The sequence below is a fragment of the Phycicoccus sp. M110.8 genome, from assembly GCF_032464895.1.
Lineage (GTDB): Bacteria > Actinomycetota > Actinomycetes > Actinomycetales > Dermatophilaceae > Pedococcus.
Genome location: NZ_JAWDIC010000001.1, coordinates 2368442 through 2389020, shown reverse-complemented (window position 1 = coordinate 2389020; position 20579 = coordinate 2368442). Strand labels below are relative to the sequence as shown.

Here is a 20579-nt window from a genome sequence, read left to right as displayed (position 1 = left end):
GTCGGGCTCCTCACTCGTAGACGAACTTCTGGGGACCGGGGAACAGCCACGAGAGGCCGTCGCGCAGGCGGTCGCGCCAGTCCTCCCAGTTGTGGCCGTCTCGCGCCTCGACGTACTTCACGTCCATGCCGGCGGCGCGGAACACCTGCACCATCGACCGGTTGGGCGTGATGAGCGGCTCGTAGGTGCCGCACGACATGAAGATCCGCTCGACCGGTGCCGTCGGCTTGGCGCGGTAGCGGTTCACGAACTTCACCACCGGGTCGAACGGGGGCCCACCACCGTGGTCCGTCCCGATGTCGGTGAAGACGAGCGAGGCCGACTGCAGGAACAGCGACCCGAACACCCCCGGGTACCGCACAGCCGTCGACAGCGACGCGATCCCGCCGAAGCTGCTGCCCATGAGGCACCGGCCGGCCGGGTCGTCGACCAGCGGCAGGCGCTCGGCCAGGGTCGGCAGCAGCTCCCGCGCGACGAACCGGGCGTGCGGGGCGTGGTTGGGGTACTCCTTCAGCCGGTCGCGCGGCGGGACGAACGCCGCGACCAGCGGGGCCACGTCGAGCCGGTGGATGAGGTTGTCGAGCACGGTCTTCATCGCCGCGTAGTCGAGGTAGTCGGTGCCGTCGTGGACGACGAGGAGCGGGTACCGCTGGGCCGTCGTGTACCGGGCGGGCAGGTACAGCTTGACCGGCTGCTCGCGCCGCAACGCCTTGGAGCGCAACGTGTCCTCGACGATCTCCCCCTGCCGCGCCTCGGGGTCGTGGTGCACCCAGTCGGGCACCTCGTAGCCGGTCGCAGCGCAGACCGAGCTCGACCCGACGGGCGAGTGCGCGACCCGAGGGTTGAGCGGGTCGTTGAACGTCTCGTAGTGCTCGCCGCGGCGGGTCTCGAGCTGGTACTCGACCCGCGACCCGCTCGGCAGCTCGGTCGTGACGGCCCACAGGTCCGTGCCGGGCAGCAGCCGCATGGGCAGCGGGTCGGTCAGGCCGACGACCCGGTGCCGGACCCGCACCTCGTCGGCCTCGCCCCGGAAGAGGAACGTGACGCGCTCCCCCTCGACGATCGGCGCGCCGTGCCGGGCGACGAACCGGTCCACCGCCGCCGGCCCCACGGGCAGGCGGTCGCGCAGCCGGTTGACCGCCAGCCGCCCGCTCACCGCCGCACCCCTGTCACCGCAACGCCTCGCGCATGTCGTGGACCGCTCCGTCGAGCCCGAGGATCCGCGCCCCGGGCGGCAGGCCGCCGTCCTCGCCGAGCTCGAGCGCCGTGCCGTCGTCGAGCAGGACGCAGTGCTGCTCCCCGAACCGGCGCGCCAGCACCGAGCACCGCGCCGGGTCGTCGAGCCGCAGCCGCCGACGCGCGTGCGGCAGCGCGACGACCCCGCGCACGCGACCCAGCCCGCGGTCGTACACCTCGGCCTCGCTCGCCCCCTCCGGCCCGTGGTCGTGGAAGAGCACGACGCGCTCGGTCAGCGCCATCGCGCCGGCCGACCAGGCGACCACGGGCAGCTCGTCCGGGATGCGGATCGCGAACAGCCGCAAGGCCCGCAGCAGCGTGCCGACGTGGCCGCCGGTGAGCGCGAGCGCCGCCGACCCCGCCAGCAGGGCCGCGATCTCCCCGCGGTGCCAGCCGATCACCCCGCTGTCGTCGATCGGCGCCGTGGCGTCGAGGTCCGCGTACAGCTCCTTGAGCTTGCCGGCATACCAGCGGTCGACGTGCCGCACGACCTCCACGGCGTCGTCGAGGGCGTCGAAGCCGGCCCCGCGCCGCTGGAGCGCGTAGGCGTCGTCGAGGGCGCTCTGCAGCCTCGAGCGGTAGACCGACAGCAGTGCGTCGTGCCGGTCCCGGAAGGCGAGCCCGGCCGCGGCGAAGGCGGGGTCCTTCTCGAGGACGTCGAACATCCGGTGGTGCAGGCGCAGGTGCCGGGTGTCGCCACCGAGGACGCCGTCGAGCTCGGCGACGTCGTCCTCGCGCTCCTCCCAGCCGGCGTTGATCGTCGCGACCGGGCCGTCGACGCCGAGGGAGCGCAGGGCGGTGCCCGCAGTCGTCATGAAGCGCTGGGGACCCAGCAGGACGGTTCGCATGGTGCAGCGGGCGCCTCAGCAGGGCACCGCGTGGACCTGGACCGTGCGGCCCACGTCGTCGAGCATCCCGCGGAGCACGTCGTAGTCGGGGTGGCGCATCCGGACGTAGGCGTTCGCCATGTAGCCGGCCTCCACCGGTTGGGTCAGGTGGCCCTCGGGCGGGAAGTACGCGTCGATGACCCACTCGTTGTAGCGGTCGCGGATCTCGTGCAGCCCGCTGTGGCCGACGATGCGCCCGTCGCGGTCGGGGCGCAGCGCGATGATGCCCGCTGAGTAGGGGCGGTGCATCCGGCGCTCCGGCGTCCCGTGGACGATGACGTGGGCCCACTCGCGGTAGACGTCGACGTCGTTGCTCGCCGAGTACAGGTCCCAGCAGCCCACGCCGGGAGGCCGGGCGCCGATCTCGGAGAACTTCAGTCCCTTGGGCCCGTGGAACCACTCCATGTGGGTGGCGCTGGTGCCGATGCCGAGCGCCTCGATGACCCGCTGCCCCAGCTCGCGCACCTCGTCGTAGAACGGCGAGTCCGCCATCCGGTTCGTCGTGACGAACTGCGGCGAGATCCACCGGGTGCGCATCGCCTCGAGGACGTTCGGGAAGTAGTGCGTCGTCCAGTCGTGGACCACCTGCCCGTCGTGGGCGATGGTGTCGTAGAAGCCCTCGTGCCCCTCGACGAACTCCTCGATCGCGATCGAGGTCGCGCCGTGCGACCCGAAGTCGGTGAGGGCGTGCCCCAGCTCCGTGTCGTCGTCGACACGCACCGTGTCCTTGGCTCCGGCGCCGTCGCGCGGCTTCAGCACGAGCGGGTAGCCGACGCGCTCGGCGAACTCCCAGGCCTCGTGGGCGTGGTCGACCGCGGCCGACGCCGCCGTCGGGACGCCCGCCTGGCGCAGCGCCTCCTTCATCGAAGGCTTGTCGCGGCACAGCCACGTCGTGTGCACCGAGGTGCCCGGTATGCCGGTCGCCTCGCGCACCTGAGCGGCGACCATCGTGTGCGCCTCCACCGTGGCCTCGAGCCGGTCGACCCAGACCTTGGACTGGATGAACCTCGTGGCCTCTGTCATCTCGCGCAGGTTCGTCACCGAGCCGACCTTGTAGTAGCCGGACAGGGCGCCGCGCAGCTCGTCGTCGAGCGCCCACTCGTCGGACTCGCCGATCCCGAAGACGTTCGCCCCCACCGAGGCGAGGGCGAGTGCGAACCGGCGCTGGTTGGCCGGGAAGCCCGGCTCGACGAAGACGATGTTCACCCGTCCGACCGTAGCGGCGATCCGGTCCCCCGTCGCGTCGCGCCGGACGTGGTCGCTGGGGCCGCTTCAGGGTCCGGTTCAGCCGGCGAGCACGGCGTGCGCCGCGGCCACCCGCTCGCGCCACCACGCGACCCGGTCGTCGGCGGCCGCCCAGCGGTCCAGCAGCGCCTCGTCGCCCACGACGTCGCGCCCCGCGAGGACACCACGGACGGGGACCAGGGGGTCGGTCGTGACGTCGCCCTCGAGCAGCGCCACCGTCCCGAGGCCGCACGCGTGGTCCAGGTCCGGCAGTGCCGCGGCCAGGGCCACGCCTGCACGCATGCCGATGCTGGTGTCGAGGGCGGAGGAGACGACCGCCGGCAGGCCGCACTCGGCCACGACCTCGAGCGCCCGGCGCACCCCCGCCAGCGGGGCGACCTTGACCACCACGACGTCGGCGGCGCCCTCGCGCGCCACCCGGATCGGGTCGTCCGCCTTGCGGATCGACTCGTCCGCCGCGACCGGGACGTCGACGCCGCCGCGGGCGAGCGCGAGGCGCAGGTCGCGCAGCTCGGGCACGGTGGCGCACGGCTGCTCGGCGTACTCCAGGTCGTGCGCTGCGAGGGCGGTCAGGGCACGGACGGCGTCGTCGAGCGACCAGGCGCCGTTGGCGTCGACCCGGATGCGACCGCGCGGACCCAGCACGTCGCGCACGGCCGCGACCCGGTCGAGGTCGTCGGCCAGCGACTGGCCGGGCTCGGCGACCTTCACCTTGGCGGTGGTGGTCCCGTCGTACCGCGCCAACACCTCCGGGACCCTTGCGGCCGGCACCGCGGGCACGGTCGCGTTCACGGGCACCTCGGCCCTCACGGGCGCGGGCCACCCGCGCCAGGCGGCCTCGACCCCCGCGGCGAGCCAGCGCGCAGCCTCCGGCGCGGCGTACTCGAGGAACGGCGAGAACTCGCCCCACCCGACGGGTCCCTGCAGCAGGACCGCCTCGCGCACCGTGACCCCGCGGAACCGGGTCCGCATCGGGATCGACACCACCCGCATCCCCTCGAGCAGCTCCTCGAGCGGCGGGAGGTCGGTCATGGCGTCATTCCACCAGACGACCGGGAGGCCGGTCCCGCGCGGTCGGCCCGCGTCGGGGCACATCCGGCACTGCGGTGCGGGCCGCCCGCGTCGGGGCACACCCGGCAATCCGGGCGCACCCGCACGCCGAATAGCGTTCGGACGAGTCCCCCCGACGTCAGGAGCCCCATGCCCACGCTGTCCGACTTCTCCGCCACCACCCTCGAGGGTGCCGAGCAGGACCTCTCCACGTATGCCGGGAAGGTCGCCCTGGTCGTGAACACGGCCAGCGAGTGCGGCTTCACGCCCCAGCTCGAGGGGCTCGAGCAGCTCTACCGCGAGTACGGCGAGCAGGGGCTGGTCGTGCTGGGCTTCCCCTGCAACCAGTTCGGCGGCCAGGAGCCCGGCGACGCCGAGCAGATCGGGCAGTTCTGCCAGCGCAACTACGGCGTGAGCTTCCCGATGTTCGACAAGGTCGAGGTCAACGGCGACGGCGCCCACCCCGTGTGGAAGTGGCTCCGCTCGGAGAAGGGCGGCCTGCTGGGCAGCGCGATCAAGTGGAACTTCACCAAGTTCCTCGTCGGCCGCGACGGCCAGGTCGTCAAGCGCTACGGCTCCACGACCAAGCCCGCGGACATCGCCAAGGACATCGAGAAGGCGCTCGCCGCCTGACCCCTGCGCGCCCCGCAGAGGTACCTGGTCCGCCCGCGGAGCCGAACCGCCAGCGACGTCAGCGCTCGCGGCTGGACAGCACGCAGAACTCGTTGCCCTCGGGGTCGCGCAGCACCGTCCAGGGGGCGTCGCCCTGCCCCACGTCTGCCAGGGTGGCGCCGCGGTCGAGCAGTGCCCGGATCTCGGCGTCGCGGTCCTGGCTGCTGTGCGGCGCCAGGTCGATGTGCAGCCGGTTCTTCACCGTCTTCTCCTCGGGCACCCGGACGAACACCAGGCCCTGCGCCTGCCGCATCCACTCGGCCGAGTCCGTGATGGGGTCTTGCGACATGTGCCTCGGGATCACGGCGACCTCCTCGTCGTTCTCGAAGACGATCACGTAGTCGAGGGTCTGTGCCCACCACCGCGCTTGGGCGGCGATGTCGTGGGAGTCGACGACGACGGAGTACCAGCGCAGAGCCATACCGGGACGCTAGGGCGTCCCACCGACAGCGGCCAGGCGTTTCTGCTCCGTCAGGGCGATGTCGCGCAGGACGGCCAGGAACCGGCGCAGGCGCGCGACCAGGAGGTCGGCACTGGCCAGCTCGAGCAGGTCCGGGGTGGCCGAGCCGGCACCGCGCGGCCTTCGAGATGGGTACCCACAACCGGCCATCAGTCCAGTACCAGGGGCGAACAGGGCTGGGTCACTGATGCGTCAGGCGCATCAGTGACCCAGTACGCGAGCCACGACTCGTCACCCCCTCCCGGCCACGCGCCGCGCCCGACCTCCCGCCTGCGCGACCACGCGGCATACCGCCTGCACCCCGCCGTTAGGCTCGCCCGGGTGAGCGAGCAGACGAGCGTGAGCGACACCTTCGACCCGGCGGCGTGGGACGAGGTCGAGGGGTTCGACTTCACCGACATCACCTACCACCGGGCCAAGGACGTCGGTGCCGTCCGGATCGCCTTCGACCGGCCCGAGGTGCTCAACGCGTTCCGCCCGCACACCGTCGACGAGCTCTACCGCGCGCTCGACCACGCCCGCATGACGCCCGACGTGGGCTGCGTGGTCATCACCGGCAACGGCCCCGGCCCGGCCGGCACCGGCAGCGAGGGCAAGTGGGCCTTCTGCTCCGGCGGCGACCAGCGCATCCGGGGCCGCTCGGGCTACCAGTACGCCGCGGGCGAGACCGCCGACACCGTCGACCAGGCGCGGGTCAAGGCCGCGGGCGGGCGGCTGCACATCCTCGAGGTGCAGCGCCTCATCCGCACCATGCCCAAGGTCGTCGTCGCCGTCGTCAACGGCTGGGCGGCCGGCGGCGGTCACAGCCTGCACGTCGTGTGCGACCTGACGATCGCCAGCCGCGAGCACGCCCGGTTCAAGCAGACCGACGCCGACGTGGGCAGCTTCGACGGCGGTTACGGCTCGGCCTACCTCGCGCGCATGGTCGGGCAGAAGTTCGCCCGCGAGATCTTCTTCCTCGGCCGCACCTACTCGGCCGAGGACATGCACCGGATGGGCGCGGTCAACCTCGTCGCCGACCACGCCGAGCTCGAGGCCACCGCGCTCGAGGTCGCCCGCGAGATCCTCGGCAAGAGCCCGCAGGCCCAGCGCATGCTCAAGTTCGCGTTCAACCTCGTCGACGACGGGCTCATGGGGCAACAGGTGTTCGCCGGCGAGGCCACCCGGCTGGCGTACATGACCGACGAGGCCGTCGAGGGTCGCGACCAGTTCCTCGAGAAGCGCGACCCCGACTGGTCCCCCTTCCCCTGGTACTTCTGAGCCGGTCCCTGCGGGAAGGCCGCTACCCCGAGCCGCCCAGGTCCACCTCGAAGGCCTCGTAGACCAGGTCGGCGCCCTTCTGCCGGTGCCGCACCAGCTGCCCCATGAGGGTGGTCACCTCCTCGCGGAAGACCGGCAGGTCCGCCATGGTGCCGCCGTGCTCGAGCACGGCGAGGTAGGCGTCGATGTCCTCGCGGAAGCGGTCGTGCTCGCGGCGCAGCCGCCGCACCTGCCCGGCGAGCCGCGGGCTGTCCCGGCTCACCGACTCGTACAGCCCGCCCGGGCCCTCCGTCAGCTCGACGTGGTCGCGGAAGTCGTGCGCCAGCTCGGCCAGCGCGGCCCGCACCCGCTCGCGCCACGCCCCGCCGCGGGCGATCGGCGAGGCGAGCGCCTCGTCGACGGCCGCGACGGACTCGCGCAGCTCCGCACGGTGCGTGCGCACGCGGTCGAGGTATGCCGTGAGCTGATCGTCCATCCCCGACCTCCCGCGCGTGGTCCCGGACCCATGGTCCCGCCGAACCCTCGGGGCGTCCATCGCTGCGGCGACCAGTAGCGTCGACCCGTGACCGCCGTCCGACCGCTGCCGATCCCTGCCGGGGAGCGGGCGCGCGAGGCGCTTCCGGCGCTGCGGGCGGCGCTCGACGGCAGCGGGCCCGCCGTCCTGCCGTGCGCCGCGGACGGGCCACTGCCGGAGCTGCCCGACGGCGCCGTTCCCGACGACGGCACCGCTCTCGTCGTCGGGACGTCCGGCTCGACCGGGACGCCCAAGCTGGCGATGCTCCCCGCCACGGCCCTGGGCGCCTCCGCCGACGCGACGCACGACCGGCTCGGGGGGCCGGGCACCTGGCTGCTGGCCATGCCGCCGCACCACATCGCCGGGGTGCAGGTGATGCTCCGCTGCGTGGCCGCCGGCACCGAGCCGCACTTCGTCGACCTGTCGGGCGGCTTCACCCCGGACGCCCTGGCCCGAGCCGTGGCGCGGATGACGCCGGCAGCGGACCCGACGCCCGGGGGGCCATCGATGGGCCCTGCGACCGCCCGCCGTTACACCGCCCTCGTGCCCACCCAGCTGGTCCGGGTGCTGGCCGACCCGGGGGCCACCGCGGCCCTGGCCGACCTCGACGCCGTCCTCGTCGGCGGCGCCGGGACCCCGCCGTCGGTGCTGTCCGCCGCCCGGGCCGAGGGGATCCGTGTCGTCACGACCTACGGGATGAGCGAGACCTGCGGCGGCTGCGTCTACGACGGCGAGCCCCTGCGCGGCGCGCTGGTCCGCACCGATGCCGAGGGACGGCTCAGCCTCGGCGGGGCGACCCTGGCGACCGGCTACCTCGGCCGCCCCGACCTCACGGCGGCGGCCTTCTCCACGGACGCCGACGGCACCCGCTGGTTCCGCACCGACGACGTGGGCCACCGCGACGGCGTCGGGCGCTGGCACGTCGACGGCCGTCTGGACGACCTGGTCAACACCGGCGGCCTCAAGGTCGCCCCCCGTGTGGTCGAGGACGCCCTCACCGAGGTGGTCCCGGGGGTCGCGGAGGCGGTCGTCGTGGGGCTGCCCGACGCCGAGTGGGGCCAGGTCGTCGCCGCCGCCCTCGTCCTCTCGCCCGGGGCCGACCCGCCCACGCTGACCGGCGCCCGCGATGCCCTGCGCGGCACCCTGCCCGCCCACGCCCTCCCCCGCCACCTGCTCGTCCTCGGCGCCCTCCCGCTGCGCGGACCGGGCAAGCCGGACCGCCTCGCGGTCACCAACCTGCTCGAGGCGGACCGGGCCGCGCGTGCGACCATGGAGGCATGATCCGGGTCCTGCCCTGGCTGCTGACGATCGCGCTGACGATCTACGCCGCCGTCGACTGCGTGCAGACCGACGAGCGCCGGGTCCGGAACCTGCCCAAGCTGATGTGGCTGCTGGTCGTCCTCGTCTTCCCCATCGTCGGGCCGATCGTCTGGTTCATCGCCGGGCGCCCCCAGCGGGGTGCCACCGGTCCGGCAGGCCCGGGCGGCAGACAGCGTCCGCAGGCCCCGCGTGGCCCCGACGACGACCCGGACTTCCTCCGTAGGCTCTGACCGACAGCCCCGCCCGCACCACCCGAAGCGAGATCGCACACCGAATGGCCACTCCCGCCCAGTGGGTCGCCGGCGCCCGCCCGCGCACCCTGCCCGCCGCCATCGCCCCCGTCGTCGTCGGCACCGCCGCGGCATACCTGCTCGAGAAGGCCAACCTCGGCCTGGCCCTGCTCGCCCTGCTCGTCTCGGTGTCGCTGCAGGTCGGCGTCAACTACGCGAACGACTACTCCGACGGCATCCGCGGCACCGACGCCGACCGGGTCGGCCCGGTGCGGCTCGTCGGCCAGCACAAGGCAGCCCCCGAGAACGTCAAGCTCATGGCGTTCGCGTTCTTCGGGTTCGCGGCGCTGGTCGGGCTCGCTCTCGTGGCCCTCAGCCAGGCGTGGGTGATGATCCCGCTGGGGGCGCTGGCCGTGCTCGCGGCGTGGCGGTACACCGGCGGCGACAACCCCTACGGCTACCGCGGGCTGGGCGAGCTCTACGTCTTCGTCTTCTTCGGCCTCATGGCCACCCTCGGCACCCTCTACACGCAGGCCGGGCAGCTCTCCTGGACCGGCCTGGCGCTGGCCGTCGGCGTCGGCGCCATCGCCTCGGCGATCCTGGTCGCGAACAACCTGCGCGACATCCCCACCGACCGCGAGAACGGCAAGCTCACCCTCGCCGTGCGCCTGGGCGACCGCGGCACCCGGGTGCTCTACGTGGGACTGCTCGCCGTCGCCCTCGCGATGGTCGTCGTGGCGGCCCTGGACCAGCCGTGGGCCCTGCTGGGGCTCCCGGCCTTCGGCCTGGCGTGGAAGCCCGTGCAGGTGCTGCGCAGCGGCGCGACCGGCCGCGACCTCGTCCCGGTGCTCGCCGCCACCGGACTGTTCGAGGTCGCGTATGCCGTGCTGCTCGCGGTCGGCCTCGTCGTCGGCCGCGCGGTCACCGGCTGACGCCGGGACCGCGTCAGCGGTACTCGGAGCGCTCGTCCTCGGCGTCCTCGGCCGCCTCGTCGCCGTGGGCGGCCGCGGCCTGACGGGCCTGGGTGCGGCGCTCGATCCGCTCCTGCAGACGCTGGGTCGACTCCTCGCGGAAGCGCGCCAGCACGAAGTACGAGATCACCATCGAGATCAGCGCCGACAGCACGAGGAGCATCCACTCCTGGCCGCGGTCACGCAGGCCGAGCAGCCAGAGCGCACAGACGACGCCGAAGAAGATCAGCAGCCGCAGGACCGAGTAGCGCAGCATGTCAGAGCCCCGAGTAGGAGTGCTGGCCGACGAAGAACACGTTGACCACGGCGAAGTTGACGATGACGCAGGCGTAGCCCGCCAGCGAGATCCAGGCGGCGGTCTGCCGGCTGATGCCGCTCGTCGCGCGCGAGTGCAGGTAGGCGGCGTAGACGACCCAGATCACGAACGTCCACACCTCCTTGGGGTCCCAGTTCCAGTAGGACGCCCAGGCCTGCCGGGCCCAGATGGCGCCGGCGATGAGGGTGAACGTCCACAGCGGGAAGGCCACGATGTGCAGCCCGTATGCCGTGCGCTCGATCGAGGGGGCGTCCGGGAAGCGGTCGAGCACCGAGGCCCGGCCGGAACGCTGGAACGCGTCCTTGAGCAGGTAGATGCCGGTCGCGGCGGCGGCGAGGGTGAACAGCGCGGTGGAGATCACGGCGACGGTCACGTGGATCACGAGCCAGTAGGACTTCAGCGACGGCAGCAGCTCGGCCGCCTCGGTGTACCAGACGGCGACGGCCATGCCGAGGACGAGCAGCACCGGGCCGGTGATGAACAGGCCGAGCCAGCGCAGGTCGCGGCGGGTGGACCAGATCGAGTACGCGAGCGAGGTGAACATCGAGCCCATGACCGCGAACTCGAACATGTTGCCCAGCGGCCAGCGGTCGACCGACAGGCCGCGCAGGACGACCGACGCCAGCAGCAGCAGGCCGCCGAGCCAGGTCGTGGTCGAGGCGATGCCGGCCGCGGAGCGGGCCCGCTTCGACAGCTCGGGGCCGTCGGTGGGGCTGCCTGCCGCCGCGGCCACGGCGGGTGCGGAGACCGTCTCGGCTGGCGCACCCGCGCCGACCAGCTCGCGCTCCCGCGCCGAGGTCGCGTCCTTGGCGACCGCGCGGTCACGGGCCGGCAGCAGGCCGGCGAGGTAGATCGCGTGGCACACCATGGCGATGGTGAAGACCGCCATGGCCGAGTAGAGGCTGAGGTTGGCGTAGCCCGCGAGGGTCTCGTTCGTCATGAGCGTGGGTCCATCTCCGTGCCGGTGGGGGCGGTGGCTCGAGGCCGGCTGTCGGCCGTGGTGCCGGCTGCCGCGGTGGCTCGTGTCGTGACCTCGCCGAGCACCTGCTCGACGACCTTGCGCAGGCCGTCGTCGTCACCCTTCGCGAGGCCGGCGACGGTCACCACGGTACGTCCCCCACCCTCGGCGGGGGAAACCCGGACGAACACCCGGCGGCGGCGCACCACGAGCGAGGCGATGAGCCCGGCGAGGGCCAGCAGCGCCGCGACGAGGGTGATGCCCTTGCCCGGGTCGTGCCGGATCGACAGGCCGGCGAACCGGTCGACCGAGTCGAAGGTGATCGACCCGCGGCCGCCGGGCAGCTGGTAGGTCTGGCCGGGCTCGAGCCAGATCCGCAGCGGCGAGCCCTTGGCGTCCTTGAGCTGGGTCATCTCCGAGGTGTCCAGGACGTAGACCGACTGGGGGCGGCCGCCGGGCAGCAGCTCGCCCTCGTAGACCGTCAGCGCCAGCGCCGGGCGCTTGGCGTCGGGGAAGATCGAGATCGGGCCCTGCTCCTTGTCGATGACCGCGGTCGGCAGGAACAGGCCGGAGAAGCCGAGCGGCTTGGGGTCGGCGCCGGTGACCTTGATGGCGCCGACGGACCGGTAGTTGTTGTCCTGGGCGAGGAAGGGCACGGGGCCGCTGTAGGTCTCCTGACCCTTCGCGTCCTTGACGGTGACGACCGGGGCATACCCGTTGCCGAGCAGGAACACCCCCGCACCGCCGATCTCCAGCGGGTGGTTGACCTTGACCGTCTCCGTCGTGGGCTTCGCACCGGGGCTGGTCGTGGTCGTGAGGTGGGCGGTGAAGTCGCGCGGCTGGCCGAACTGGCCCCGGCCGGTGACGTTCTCCTCGAACTTGGCGTCGAGCTTGTCCACGGTGATGGTGAACGGCTGGAGCGTGTCGGGGTTCACCCACGGGCCCGGGGCGAAGGTGTCGTACTGGGACAGCGTGTTCGAGAACGACTTGCCGACCGGGACGATGACGTCGCCCTTCCAGCCCAGCAGGTGCCCGATGGCGACCCCGACGATGACGCCGATGAGGGCCAGGTGGAAGACGAGGTTGCCGGTCTCCTTGAGGTAGCCGTTCTCCGCACTGACGGTGGCGGCGTCGTGGCTGTGGACGCGGAACCGCCGGCCGCGCAGGACCTCGCGGGCGGCCGAGACCACCTGCTCGGGCGTCGCGCCGACCTCGGCGCGGGCCGAGTCGTCCAGCCGCTCCAGGCGCGACGGCGTGCGCGGCGGGGTCGAGCGCATCGCGCGCCAGTGCACCCGGCTGCGCGGCAGCACGCAGCCCACGAGCGAGATGAACAGCAGCAGGTAGATGGCGGCGAACCACGGCGAGGCGTAGACCTCGAAGAAGCCGAGCCGGTCCAGGACCGGGCCGGCCTTGGGGTGCTGGGCGATCCAGTCCGACGTGCGCGCCGGGTCGATGCTGCGCTGTGGCCAGATCGAGCCGGGCAGCGCGCCGATCGCCAGCAGCAGCAGCAGGAACAGCGCGGTGCGCATGCTCGTGAGGTTGCGCCAGGTCCAGCGGGCCCAGCCCATGGCGCCGAGGCGCGGTTGGGTGATCGTCGTGGAGTCGGCCATGTCAGATCACCGTCTGGAAGCCGCCGACGAGGGCGGTCTGGAGGTAGCGGGTCCAGCTCTCCCAGACCCCGGTCACGAGCATGAGGCCGATGACGAGCAGCAGCGCGCCACCGAAGAGCTGGATGGCGCGCTGGCGCCGCCGCAGGAACGCCGACACCGCGCCGAAGCGCTCGAACCCGGCCGCGATGAGCAGGAAGGGCACGCCGAGGCCCAGTGAGTACGCCACCGCGAGGACGATGCCGCGCGTGACGGCCGAGGAGTTCCCCGTCGTCGTCGCCAGGATGGTCACGGCGCCGAGGGTCGGCCCGGTGCACGGCGCCCAGCCGAGCCCGAACACGGCGCCCAGCAGCGGGGCACCGGCGAGGCCCGACGCGGGGCGCCAGTGCAGCTTGAGCTCGCGCTGGGTGCCCGCACCGAGGAACACCACGGCCATGAGCAGGACGAGCACCCCGCCGGCCCGCATCAGCAGGCCACGGTGCTCGACCAGGGCTGCCCCGACCCCGGCGAGGAAGGCCGTGACGAGGATGAAGACGACCGTGAACCCCAGGACGAAGAGCAGCGCGCCCAGGACCAGGCGGTGCCGGCGGCGCTGCTCGAGCGTCTCGTCCGACAGGCCCGTGACGTACCCGAGGAAGCCCGGCACGAGCGGGAGCACGCACGGCGAGGCGAAGGACACGAAGCCCGCGACCATGGCGACGGCGAGGGCCACCGGGAGCGCACCGGAGGTCACCGTGTCCTGCACGCCGGCAGCGGTCGCCGCGACGACGGGGATCGAGCTGGTCATCGTCGAGCTGCCTCAGCCCTTCGCCAGCACGTCGTCGACGAGCCCGGTCAGGGTCGAGGCCTTGACCTCGCCGTTGACCCGGGCGGCGATCCGCCCGGTCTTGTCCAGCACCAGGGTCGTGGGCGGCGCGCTGACCTTGCCCTGCAGGTTGAGGATGAGCACGCCGGACGGGTCCGCGAGGGAGGGGAAGGTGATCCCCCACTGCTTCGACGACGTGATCGCCGAGGAGGTGTTGTCGCGGGTGTTGATCCCCATGAAGGTCACCGGCTTGCCAGCCTTCTGGGCGGCCTGGAACGACTTCTCCAGCTCGGGGGCCTCCGTGCGGCACGGGCCGCACCAGGAGGCCCAGACGTTGAGCACGACGACGTCGCCACCGGCGTCCGGCAGCGCCCAGGGCTTGCCGTCGAGCATCGTGCCCGACAGCCCGACCGGTTTGCCACGGTCGGCGGGGGCGATGACCTCGACCGCACCGTCCTGCGAGATGTAACCCTTGCGGCTGCCGTCCTTGGCCTGGGCGGCGATGGAGTTCGGGTCGCTGCCGCAGGCGGCGAGGCCCGCGGCGAGGACGGTCACGGCGAGCAGCGCGAGCACGCGCGACCTGCGTGCCACACCCCGCACATGCGGCATACGAAGGCGGCTCATCCCGCCCCTCCCTGGGAGTGGGCGAGCAGCGCGCCGGCCGGCTCGGAGTAGGTGATGGACTCGAGCTCGTCGCCGACCCAGGTGAGCGTGGTCAGGGACGCGAGGCGGCACTCCCGCTTGCGCGGGTCGTGCCAGAGCCGGTTGCCGAGCAGCTCGTTGCGGGCCGTCCAGATCGGCAGCTGGTGGGAGACCACGACCGCCTCGTGGCCGCGGGCGGCGTCCCGGGCGTCGGCGATGGCGGCGAGCATGCGGCCGGCGACGTCGGCGTACGGCTCACCCCAGGACGGCTTGAACGGGTTGGTGACCAGCTTCCAGTGCCGCGGGTGGAGGAAGTCGACGGGGCGCATCGCGCCGACCCGGTGGCCCTCGAAGACGTTCGTCGACTCGATGACGCGGTCGTCGGTCGTCACGGCGACGCCGTGGGCGGCGGCCACCGGCGCGGCGGTCTCCTGGGCGCGCAGCAGGGACGAGGCGACGACGTGGGTGACGTCGTGGTCGGCCAGGTGGTCGGCGACCGCCTGCGCCATCTGGCGGCCGAGGTCGGACAGGTGGTAGCCGTCGAGCCGGCCGTAGAGGACGCCCTCGGGGTTGTGCACCTCACCGTGGCGCATCAGGTGCACGACGGTGCGGTCGTGGGGGGCGGAGCTCACGACTCGATTGTCGCAAACGCCTCTGCGGCCGCCGACGCCGCCGCCGGCAGGGCCGCCACGACGCGCTCGACCGCGGCGTCGTCGTGCGACGCGCTCACGAACCAGGACTCGAACGCACTCGGCGGCAGGTAGACGCCCTGCGACAGCATCGAGTGGAAGAACGCGGCGAACGCCGGCACGTGCTGGGCCCGGGCCTCGTCGTAGTCGGTGACGGCGCCGTTGCGGAAGAAGACGCTGAACATGCTGCCCGCGCGCTGCACGACGTGCGGCACACCGGCCTTCGACAGCTCCTCGCCGACGGCAGCGGTGAGCGTATCGGCGACGGCGCTGAGGCGGTCGTAGACGTCCGGGGTGCACTGCTGAAGCGTGGCCAGGCCGGCGGCCGTCGCGACGGGGTTCCCGCTGAGGGTGCCGGCCTGGTAGACCGGGCCGAGCGGAGCGAGCAGCGCCATGACGTCGGCCCGGCCGCCGAACGCGGCCGCCGGGAAGCCGCCACCCATGACCTTGCCGAACGTGAACAGGTCGGGCGCGCCCGCGGCATACGGGCCCTCCAGGCCGTACCACCCGCTCGCCGAGCAGCGGAAGCCCGTCATCACCTCGTCGGAGATGAGCAGGGCACCGTGCTGCGCGGTGACCCGGCGCAGGCCTTCGGTGAAGCCCGGGGCGGGCGGGACCACGCCCATGTTGCCGGGGCTGGCCTCGGTGATGACGGCCGCGATGTCGGCGCCGCGCTCGGCGAACGCCTCCTCGAAGGCGGCCAGGTCGTTGTAGGGCAGCACGATCGTCTCGGCGGCCATCTCCTTGGGCACGCCGGCGGAGTCGGGCAGCGCGAAGGTCGCGACCCCGGAGCCGGCCTGGGCGAGGAGGGAGTCGACGTGGCCGTGGTAGCAGCCGGCGAACTTCACGACGAGCGAGCGGCCGGTGTACCCGCGGGCCAGGCGGATGGCGCTCATCGTCGCCTCGGTGCCGCTGGAGACCAGGCGCACCTGCTCGACCGGCTCGACCCGGCGGACGATCTCCTCGGCGAGGGCGACCTCGTTCTCGCTCGGCGTCCCGAAGGAGAACCCCTTCTCGATCGTGCCGCGGACGGCGTCGAGCACGGCCGGGTGGGCGTGGCCCAGGATCATCGGGCCCCAGGAGCAGACGAGGTCGACGTACTCGCGGCCGTCGACGTCGCACAGGTACGGGCCGCTGCCCGACTCCATGAACCGCGGCGTGCCGCCGACGGCGCGGAAGGCGCGCACCGGCGAGTTCACGCCTCCCGGGGTCACCGAGGTCGCGCGGTCCAGCAGCGCCTGCGAGACGGGGGCGTCGAGGGGGTATGCCGTCATGCCGGCCATTGTCCCAGCCGTCCCTGAGTGCCCGATGGGTGGGAGGGCGCGGCCGGGGCCAGCCCTCGGCGGGGTCAGCTGTCGGCGGGGAACGGCCCGTGGTCGCGGGCCTCGGCGGTCACCGCGGGGTGCGGCCCGTCGTTGTCGGGAGCGAGCACGGCCCGGATGTGGTCCATGGCCTGGCCGAGGGCGAGGAACAGCTCCGGTGGCACGGGGTCGATGACGTTCTTGCGGACGCTGTCGACGTGGACGACGGCCATCTCGCGCACGGCGTCCCAGCCGGCCGGCGTCAGGACGAGCTCGACGCCGCGCTTGTCCTCCAGGCACGACTCGCGGCGGACCCAGCCGCGCTTCTCCAGCCGGGACGCGGTGTGGGTGAGGCGGCTCCGGGACTGCACGACGAGGTCGGCCAGGGTGGACATCCGCAGCCTTCGGCCGGGCGCCTCGGAGATCATCGAGATGATCTCGTACTCGGTGAGCTGGACGCCGTGCGACTGCAGGTCCCGGTCGAGGGCCTCCTCGATGAGCCGGCTGCCGCGCAGGTAGGCGCGCCACGCCCGTTGCTGCTCGGCGCTGAGCCAGCGCGGTTCCCCCTGGGTGCTCATGGCCCCGAAGTATGGCACCGGGCAGAGGTGTGACCCACGTCACTTCGCTGTAGTTGAAATATAAACGACGTCTGCTAGGTTGAAGAGGACGAACCAGCCGGGACCTCCCCGGCAGAACACGAACCACAGGAGACCACCACCATGGCCAGCATCCACGACCTCCCCGCCGGCACCTGGACCGTCGACGCCTCGCACAGCGAGCTCGGCTTCACCGCCCGCCACCTCATGGTCAGCAAGGTCCGCGGACAGTTCAAGGAGTTCGAGGGCAGCGTCAAGGTCGGCGACGTCATCAGCGACTCGCAGGTCACCGCCGTCGCCCAGCTCGCCTCGGTCGACACCGGGTCGGCCGACCGCGACGCCCACCTGAAGTCCGCCGACTTCTTCGACGTCGAGAACAACCCCACCATGAGCTTCACCTCCACCGAGGTCACCGAGGACTCCCTCAAGGGCGACCTGACCATCAAGGGCGTCACCAAGCCGGTCGTCTTCGACCTCGACTTCAACGGCCTGGCCACCGACCCGTGGGGCAACCAGAAGGCCGGCTTCGAGGCCACCGCGGAGATCAACCGCAAGGACTGGGGCCTGGAGTGGAACGTCGCCCTCGAGGGTGGCGGCGTGCTCGTCTCCGAGAAGATCAAGATCACCCTGGACGTGCAGCTCCTCAAGGCCGCCTGAGCCAGGACTGCGCCCCACCGCGAAACGGCGGTTGCCCGGCATACCGCGGGATCCTTTCCCGAGTGTTGCCGAGCAACCGCCGTTTTGTGTGCCGGGCGACCGCCCCCGTCCGGGTGACAGCGAACCGATCAGGAATCGCGATCACGAACCTGGCCCGACCCCCTGCCGCCCCGGGCCGGTCGCTGCGAGCCTGTCCGCGTGAACAGCTCCCGACGCGTCGCCCGGCCGGTCCTCGCCGCCGCGACGGCCCTCGTGGGCGCGTGCGCTGCGGCCCTGCTCACGGCGCCGGCCGCGACCGCCGAGGCGTACGGCGGCGCGGCGCGCAGCGTCGTGACGAGCGAGCAGGACTGCTTCGAGTTCGGCGAGAGCCAGGGCGTCCCGACGAGCACCCTCCCGGCCGCCCTCTTCGAGCGGTTCACGCCCGTGCTGGTCCCCACCAACCCGACGCGCACGCTCCTCTACCTCGTGGACTACGTCTGCGACGAGACGTCGGTAGGCCCCGGGTCGGCGACCTGGCCCCGCGCCAGCCTCACCACGATCGGCATCGTCCAGGTCCTCGACAGGGCGACCGGCACCCGCGGCGCGTACATGCTCTGGCACGGCACGACCAACCCCCAGCTCGCGTCCGTGCTCACCCGGCTGGGGGCGCCGACCACGGTGCTGCAGGACGCGGACGCGACGGTCACGGACCTCGGCGGCGGCCGGAGCCGGGTCACCTACCGGGTCGGGGACAGCGCCGTGGCCCACAGCCGCGAGGCGACGGCCGTCGAGCCGGCGACCGAGCCCGTGACGACGTCCCCGGCCGGCAGCTTCCGGTATGCCGTGGCGGGCGACAAGGGGCTCGTGCAGGTCGCGTTCGACAACAGCCTCCGACCGACCTCCACCGCCAGCTCGGTGGTCACCGTGCCGCCGGACAGCGGCCTCGCGCCGTACTTCGCGCACCTCGCCCAGCCGGTGGTCCTCACCCGGCCCTCGGCGTCCTTCACCAGGGGTTCGTGGACGGGGACGTACACCCTGGTGCCCTAGACCCCCCGGGCGGGCCGACAGGGGCACGGGGGAAACGGCCCGCCCGGGGACGCTCCCCCACCACGCGTGACGATCGGGAGCCGGGCCCCTGACCTCGGCGAATCTGCTTGCGGGCGCCCCCGCACGAGCGCACCATGGGCTGCACCCCAGGACGCGCAGGGAGGGGTGGTCGCGTGGAGCTGCGGCAGGTGCAGGCGTTCCTCGCCGTGGCCGAGCACGGGGGCTTCCGCCGCGCGGCGGCGCGCACGTACGTCAGCCAGCCCGCCCTGTCGGCCCAGGTGCGCGACCTCGAGCGCGGCCTCGGCGTGACCCTGCTGGTCCGCCGCACGGACGGCGTCGAGCTCACGGCCGCCGGCGCGGCCCTCCTCGGTCCCGCGCAGCACCTCGTCGACGCGGTCGAGAGCGCCCGCAGGACCGCCGCCAACCTGCGCCACACCGGCACGGTCACCGTGGGACTCATGCCCGGCGGGGCAGCCGAGCTGACCACGCCGCTGCTTACCGGCCTGGCCAGCCGCTTCCCCGGGGTGCACGTCGTCGTCCGGGACGTCGAGCTGCGCGCCTGGCACGACGACCTCTGCGACGAGCTCGACCTGCTCGTCGCCAGCCCGCCGTGGCCTGACCGCGAGCTGCTCGTGACCGAGCTGCTCGACGACGAGGTCGTCCTGGCCTACCCGTGGAACCTGCTCCCCGACCGGCCCGGCGTGATCAGGCTGGAGGACGCGCTGCGGCTGCCCCTGGCCGACCTCGCAGCCGAGACCGGGCAGGCGGTCACACGCTTCTGGACCCTCGCCTGGCTCACCAACGGGGCTGCGGACTACCGGCGAGCCGGTCCGCCGGTCGGCGGGATCGAGCAGACCCGCGACGCGATCCTCTCCGGCACCGTCGGGGCGTTCGGACCGGGCTGGGTGGCCCGGGTGCTCGGCTCCCCCGAGTACGGCACGGCGCGGCTGGCCGAGCACCCCGCGGCCGGGGTGCGGCTGCTGTCCCGGCCGCAACCGCCCGAGGTGGTGCAGGCCATGCACGTCGAGGCGCGGCACATCGTCCGCGAGATCGGGCCGTGGGTGCTGGGGAGCCCGCTCGACCCCGCTCCGGGCGGAGGCGTCAGCCCGTGACGGACCGGCGCAGGACCGCGGCCGCCTCCAGCGCGTAGTAGGTCAGGATGACCTGCGCGCCGGCACGACGGATGTTGAGCAGCGACTCCATGACGGCCCGCTCGCGCTCGATCCACCCGTTCGCCGCAGCCGCCTCGATCATCGAGTACTCCCCCGAGATCTGGTACGCCGCAACGGGAACCGGCGACATCGCCGCCGCGGCGGCCACGATGTCGAGGTGCGGCATGGCCGGCTTCACCATGACCATGTCGGCACCCTCGGCGATGTCCAGCTCCAGCTCGCGCAGCGACTCCGTCGCGTTGGCCGGGTCCTGCTGGTAGGCCGCGCGGTCACCCTGCAGCGAGGACTGCACCGCCTCGCGGAACGGGCCGTAGAGCCCCGAGGTGTACTTCGCGGCGTACGCGAGGATCACCGTGTCGGTGAAGCCCTCGGCGTCCAGCGCTGCCCGGACGTGCGCGACCTGGCCGTCCATCATCCCGGAGAGACCCAGCACGTGGGCACCGGCACGCGCCTGCGCCAGGCCCATCGCGGCATACCGCTCGAGCGTGGCGTCGTTGTCGACCACGAGGTGACCGGGGCGGCGCTCGGTGAGCACCCCGCAGTGGCCGTGGTCGGTGAACTCGTCGAGGCACAGGTCGGCCATGACGACGGTGCGGTCGCCGACGGCCTCGACCACGCGCCGCAGGGCGACGTTGAGGATGCCGTCCGGGTCGTCGGCGCCCGAGCCGACGGCGTCCTTGTGCTCGGGCACGCCGAAGAGCATGAGGCCGCCGATGCCGGCCTCGACCGCCTCCTGCGCGACCTCGACGAGCGAGTCCAGCGTGTGCTGCACGACCCCGGGCATGGCCGAGATCGGCTGCGGCTCGGTGATGCCCTCACGGACGAACACCGGCAGCACCAGCTCGGCCGGGTGCAGGCGCGTCTCGGCGACGAGCCGGCGCAGGGCCGGGAACTGGCGCAGCCGCCGCGGACGGAGGACCGGACCGGCCGGCTCCGGCCGCGGCGTGCTGCTCAGGTGCTCCACG

At 73.1% G+C, this 20579-nt stretch carries 24 protein-coding genes; 8 read left to right on the top strand and 16 right to left on the bottom strand.

What is annotated here, in order from left to right:
* Positions 1-10: 10 nt before the first annotated feature.
* The 4 genes from RKE38_RS11355 to RKE38_RS11340 form a co-directional block, all read right to left on the bottom strand.
* Complete coding sequence (locus RKE38_RS11355; protein WP_316007529.1) at positions 11-1156, bottom strand: alpha/beta hydrolase-fold protein; 1146 nt, start codon at positions 1154-1156, stop codon at positions 11-13.
* Positions 1157-1169: 13 nt separating this feature from the next.
* Positions 1170-2084: a hypothetical protein gene (locus tag RKE38_RS11350; RefSeq protein ID WP_316007528.1), complete on the bottom strand. Its 915-nt coding sequence runs from the start codon at positions 2082-2084 to the stop codon at positions 1170-1172.
* A gap of 15 nt (positions 2085-2099) precedes the next feature.
* Positions 2100-3329, bottom strand: a complete 1230-nt coding sequence (locus RKE38_RS11345) for an ATPase (protein WP_316007527.1) — start codon at positions 3327-3329, stop codon at positions 2100-2102.
* Positions 3330-3407: 78 nt separating this feature from the next.
* Positions 3408-4400, bottom strand: coding sequence for an o-succinylbenzoate synthase (locus RKE38_RS11340; protein WP_316007526.1), 993 nt, complete (start codon positions 4398-4400; stop codon positions 3408-3410).
* A 168-nt stretch (positions 4401-4568) separates the two neighbouring features.
* Between RKE38_RS11340 and RKE38_RS11335 the strand changes: the two genes are divergently transcribed.
* Positions 4569-5051: a glutathione peroxidase gene (locus RKE38_RS11335; protein WP_316007525.1), complete on the top strand. Its 483-nt coding sequence runs from the start codon at positions 4569-4571 to the stop codon at positions 5049-5051.
* Between the two features lie 58 nt (positions 5052-5109).
* On the opposite strand, the gene RKE38_RS11330 is transcribed toward RKE38_RS11335, so the two are convergent.
* A complete protein-coding gene (locus RKE38_RS11330) occupies positions 5110-5511 on the bottom strand; it encodes a VOC family protein (protein ID WP_316007524.1) in 402 nt (133 codons plus the stop codon).
* A 9-nt stretch (positions 5512-5520) separates the two neighbouring features.
* Positions 5521-5700 (bottom strand): hypothetical protein, encoded by a 180-nt coding sequence (locus RKE38_RS11325; RefSeq protein WP_316007523.1) that lies wholly within the window; start codon positions 5698-5700, stop codon positions 5521-5523.
* Positions 5701-5871: 171 nt separating this feature from the next.
* Here RKE38_RS11325 and RKE38_RS11320 point away from each other — a divergent pair, with 171 nt between their 5' ends.
* On the top strand, positions 5872-6810 hold the full coding sequence (locus RKE38_RS11320; RefSeq protein WP_316007522.1) for a 1,4-dihydroxy-2-naphthoyl-CoA synthase: 939 nt from the start codon (positions 5872-5874) through the stop codon (positions 6808-6810).
* 22 nt (positions 6811-6832) lie between these two features.
* On the opposite strand, the gene RKE38_RS11315 is transcribed toward RKE38_RS11320, so the two are convergent.
* Positions 6833-7285, bottom strand: coding sequence for a hemerythrin domain-containing protein (locus tag RKE38_RS11315; RefSeq protein WP_316007521.1), 453 nt, complete (start codon positions 7283-7285; stop codon positions 6833-6835).
* Positions 7286-7372: 87 nt separating this feature from the next.
* On the opposite strand from RKE38_RS11315, the gene menE reads away from it, so the two are divergent.
* Genes menE through RKE38_RS11300 form a run of 3 tightly spaced genes read left to right on the top strand, consistent with a single transcriptional unit; the run spans position 7373 to position 9806 of the window.
* A complete protein-coding gene (gene menE / locus RKE38_RS11310; protein ID WP_316007520.1) occupies positions 7373-8605 on the top strand; it encodes an o-succinylbenzoate--CoA ligase in 1233 nt (410 codons plus the stop codon).
* Positions 8602-8874, top strand: coding sequence for a PLD nuclease N-terminal domain-containing protein (locus tag RKE38_RS11305; protein WP_316007519.1), 273 nt, complete (start codon positions 8602-8604; stop codon positions 8872-8874). Before menE ends, RKE38_RS11305 begins: the two co-directional genes overlap by 4 nt.
* Positions 8875-8918: 44 nt before the next feature.
* Positions 8919-9806 (top strand): 1,4-dihydroxy-2-naphthoate polyprenyltransferase, encoded by an 888-nt coding sequence (locus RKE38_RS11300; RefSeq protein WP_316007518.1) that lies wholly within the window; start codon positions 8919-8921, stop codon positions 9804-9806.
* A 13-nt stretch (positions 9807-9819) separates the two neighbouring features.
* Here RKE38_RS11300 and RKE38_RS11295 read toward each other — a convergent pair whose 3' ends face one another.
* The 8 genes from RKE38_RS11295 to RKE38_RS11260 all read right to left on the bottom strand — a co-directional run bounded on the left by RKE38_RS11295 (position 9820) and on the right by RKE38_RS11260 (position 16741).
* Positions 9820-10101 carry a DUF4229 domain-containing protein gene (locus RKE38_RS11295; RefSeq protein WP_316007517.1) on the bottom strand — a complete coding sequence of 94 codons (282 nt, stop codon included), beginning with the start codon at positions 10099-10101 and terminating at the stop codon, positions 9820-9822.
* A gap of 1 nt (position 10102) precedes the next feature.
* Positions 10103-11101, bottom strand: a complete 999-nt coding sequence (ccsB, locus tag RKE38_RS11290) for a c-type cytochrome biogenesis protein CcsB (protein WP_316007516.1) — start codon at positions 11099-11101, stop codon at positions 10103-10105.
* On the bottom strand, positions 11098-12729 hold the full coding sequence (locus tag RKE38_RS11285) for a cytochrome c biogenesis protein ResB (RefSeq protein WP_316007515.1): 1632 nt from the start codon (positions 12727-12729) through the stop codon (positions 11098-11100). The genes ccsB and RKE38_RS11285 overlap by 4 nt, the downstream gene beginning before the upstream one ends.
* 1 nt (position 12730) lies before the next feature.
* Complete coding sequence (locus RKE38_RS11280) at positions 12731-13513, bottom strand: cytochrome c biogenesis CcdA family protein (protein WP_316007514.1); 783 nt, start codon at positions 13511-13513, stop codon at positions 12731-12733.
* A gap of 12 nt (positions 13514-13525) precedes the next feature.
* Positions 13526-14122 (bottom strand): TlpA disulfide reductase family protein, encoded by a 597-nt coding sequence (locus RKE38_RS11275; protein WP_316007513.1) that lies wholly within the window; start codon positions 14120-14122, stop codon positions 13526-13528.
* Positions 14123-14151: 29 nt separating this feature from the next.
* Complete coding sequence (locus RKE38_RS11270; protein ID WP_316007638.1) at positions 14152-14766, bottom strand: histidine phosphatase family protein; 615 nt, start codon at positions 14764-14766, stop codon at positions 14152-14154.
* 35 nt (positions 14767-14801) lie between these two features.
* Positions 14802-16136, bottom strand: coding sequence for a glutamate-1-semialdehyde 2,1-aminomutase (gene hemL / locus RKE38_RS11265; RefSeq protein ID WP_316007512.1), 1335 nt, complete (start codon positions 16134-16136; stop codon positions 14802-14804).
* A 74-nt stretch (positions 16137-16210) separates the two neighbouring features.
* Positions 16211-16741, bottom strand: coding sequence for a MarR family winged helix-turn-helix transcriptional regulator (locus RKE38_RS11260; protein ID WP_316007511.1), 531 nt, complete (start codon positions 16739-16741; stop codon positions 16211-16213).
* Positions 16742-16882: 141 nt separating this feature from the next.
* Here RKE38_RS11260 and RKE38_RS11255 point away from each other — a divergent pair, with 141 nt between their 5' ends.
* The 3 genes from RKE38_RS11255 (at position 16883) to RKE38_RS11245 (ending at position 19554) form a co-directional block, all read left to right on the top strand.
* A complete protein-coding gene (locus tag RKE38_RS11255; RefSeq protein WP_310153709.1) occupies positions 16883-17416 on the top strand; it encodes a YceI family protein in 534 nt (177 codons plus the stop codon).
* 198 nt (positions 17417-17614) lie between these two features.
* Positions 17615-18442, top strand: coding sequence for a hypothetical protein (locus tag RKE38_RS11250; protein WP_316007510.1), 828 nt, complete (start codon positions 17615-17617; stop codon positions 18440-18442).
* A gap of 173 nt (positions 18443-18615) precedes the next feature.
* On the top strand, positions 18616-19554 hold the full coding sequence (locus RKE38_RS11245; protein WP_316007509.1) for a LysR family transcriptional regulator: 939 nt from the start codon (positions 18616-18618) through the stop codon (positions 19552-19554).
* On the opposite strand, the gene hemB is transcribed toward RKE38_RS11245, so the two are convergent.
* A complete protein-coding gene (gene hemB / locus RKE38_RS11240) occupies positions 19544-20578 on the bottom strand; it encodes a porphobilinogen synthase (RefSeq protein WP_316007508.1) in 1035 nt (344 codons plus the stop codon). The genes RKE38_RS11245 and hemB overlap by 11 nt on opposite strands.
* Position 20579 lies beyond the last annotated feature (1 nt).

Coding starts and splice junctions, on each gene's coding strand:
- RKE38_RS11285 (WP_316007515.1), bottom strand. CDS start 12,729: ATGGCCGACTCCACGACGATCACCCAACCGCGCCTCGGCGCCATGGGC.
- RKE38_RS11255 (WP_310153709.1), top strand. CDS start 16,883: ATGGCCAGCATCCACGACCTCCCCGCCGGCACCTGGACCGTCGACGCC.
- RKE38_RS11300 (WP_316007518.1), top strand. CDS start 8,919: ATGGCCACTCCCGCCCAGTGGGTCGCCGGCGCCCGCCCGCGCACCCTG.
- RKE38_RS11315 (WP_316007521.1), bottom strand. CDS start 7,285: ATGGACGATCAGCTCACGGCATACCTCGACCGCGTGCGCACGCACCGT.
- hemL (WP_316007512.1), bottom strand. CDS start 16,136: ATGACGGCATACCCCCTCGACGCCCCCGTCTCGCAGGCGCTGCTGGAC.
- RKE38_RS11350 (WP_316007528.1), bottom strand. CDS start 2,084: ATGCGAACCGTCCTGCTGGGTCCCCAGCGCTTCATGACGACTGCGGGC.
- RKE38_RS11305 (WP_316007519.1), top strand. CDS start 8,602: ATGATCCGGGTCCTGCCCTGGCTGCTGACGATCGCGCTGACGATCTAC.
- RKE38_RS11330 (WP_316007524.1), bottom strand. CDS start 5,511: ATGGCTCTGCGCTGGTACTCCGTCGTCGTCGACTCCCACGACATCGCC.
- ccsB (WP_316007516.1), bottom strand. CDS start 11,101: ATGACGAACGAGACCCTCGCGGGCTACGCCAACCTCAGCCTCTACTCG.
- RKE38_RS11270 (WP_316007638.1), bottom strand. CDS start 14,766: ATGCGCCACGGTGAGGTGCACAACCCCGAGGGCGTCCTCTACGGCCGG.
- RKE38_RS11340 (WP_316007526.1), bottom strand. CDS start 4,400: ATGACCGACCTCCCGCCGCTCGAGGAGCTGCTCGAGGGGATGCGGGTG.
- RKE38_RS11280 (WP_316007514.1), bottom strand. CDS start 13,513: ATGACCAGCTCGATCCCCGTCGTCGCGGCGACCGCTGCCGGCGTGCAG.
- RKE38_RS11335 (WP_316007525.1), top strand. CDS start 4,569: ATGCCCACGCTGTCCGACTTCTCCGCCACCACCCTCGAGGGTGCCGAG.
- RKE38_RS11295 (WP_316007517.1), bottom strand. CDS start 10,101: ATGCTGCGCTACTCGGTCCTGCGGCTGCTGATCTTCTTCGGCGTCGTC.
- RKE38_RS11325 (WP_316007523.1), bottom strand. CDS start 5,700: ATGGCCGGTTGTGGGTACCCATCTCGAAGGCCGCGCGGTGCCGGCTCG.
- RKE38_RS11260 (WP_316007511.1), bottom strand. CDS start 16,741: ATGAGCACCCAGGGGGAACCGCGCTGGCTCAGCGCCGAGCAGCAACGG.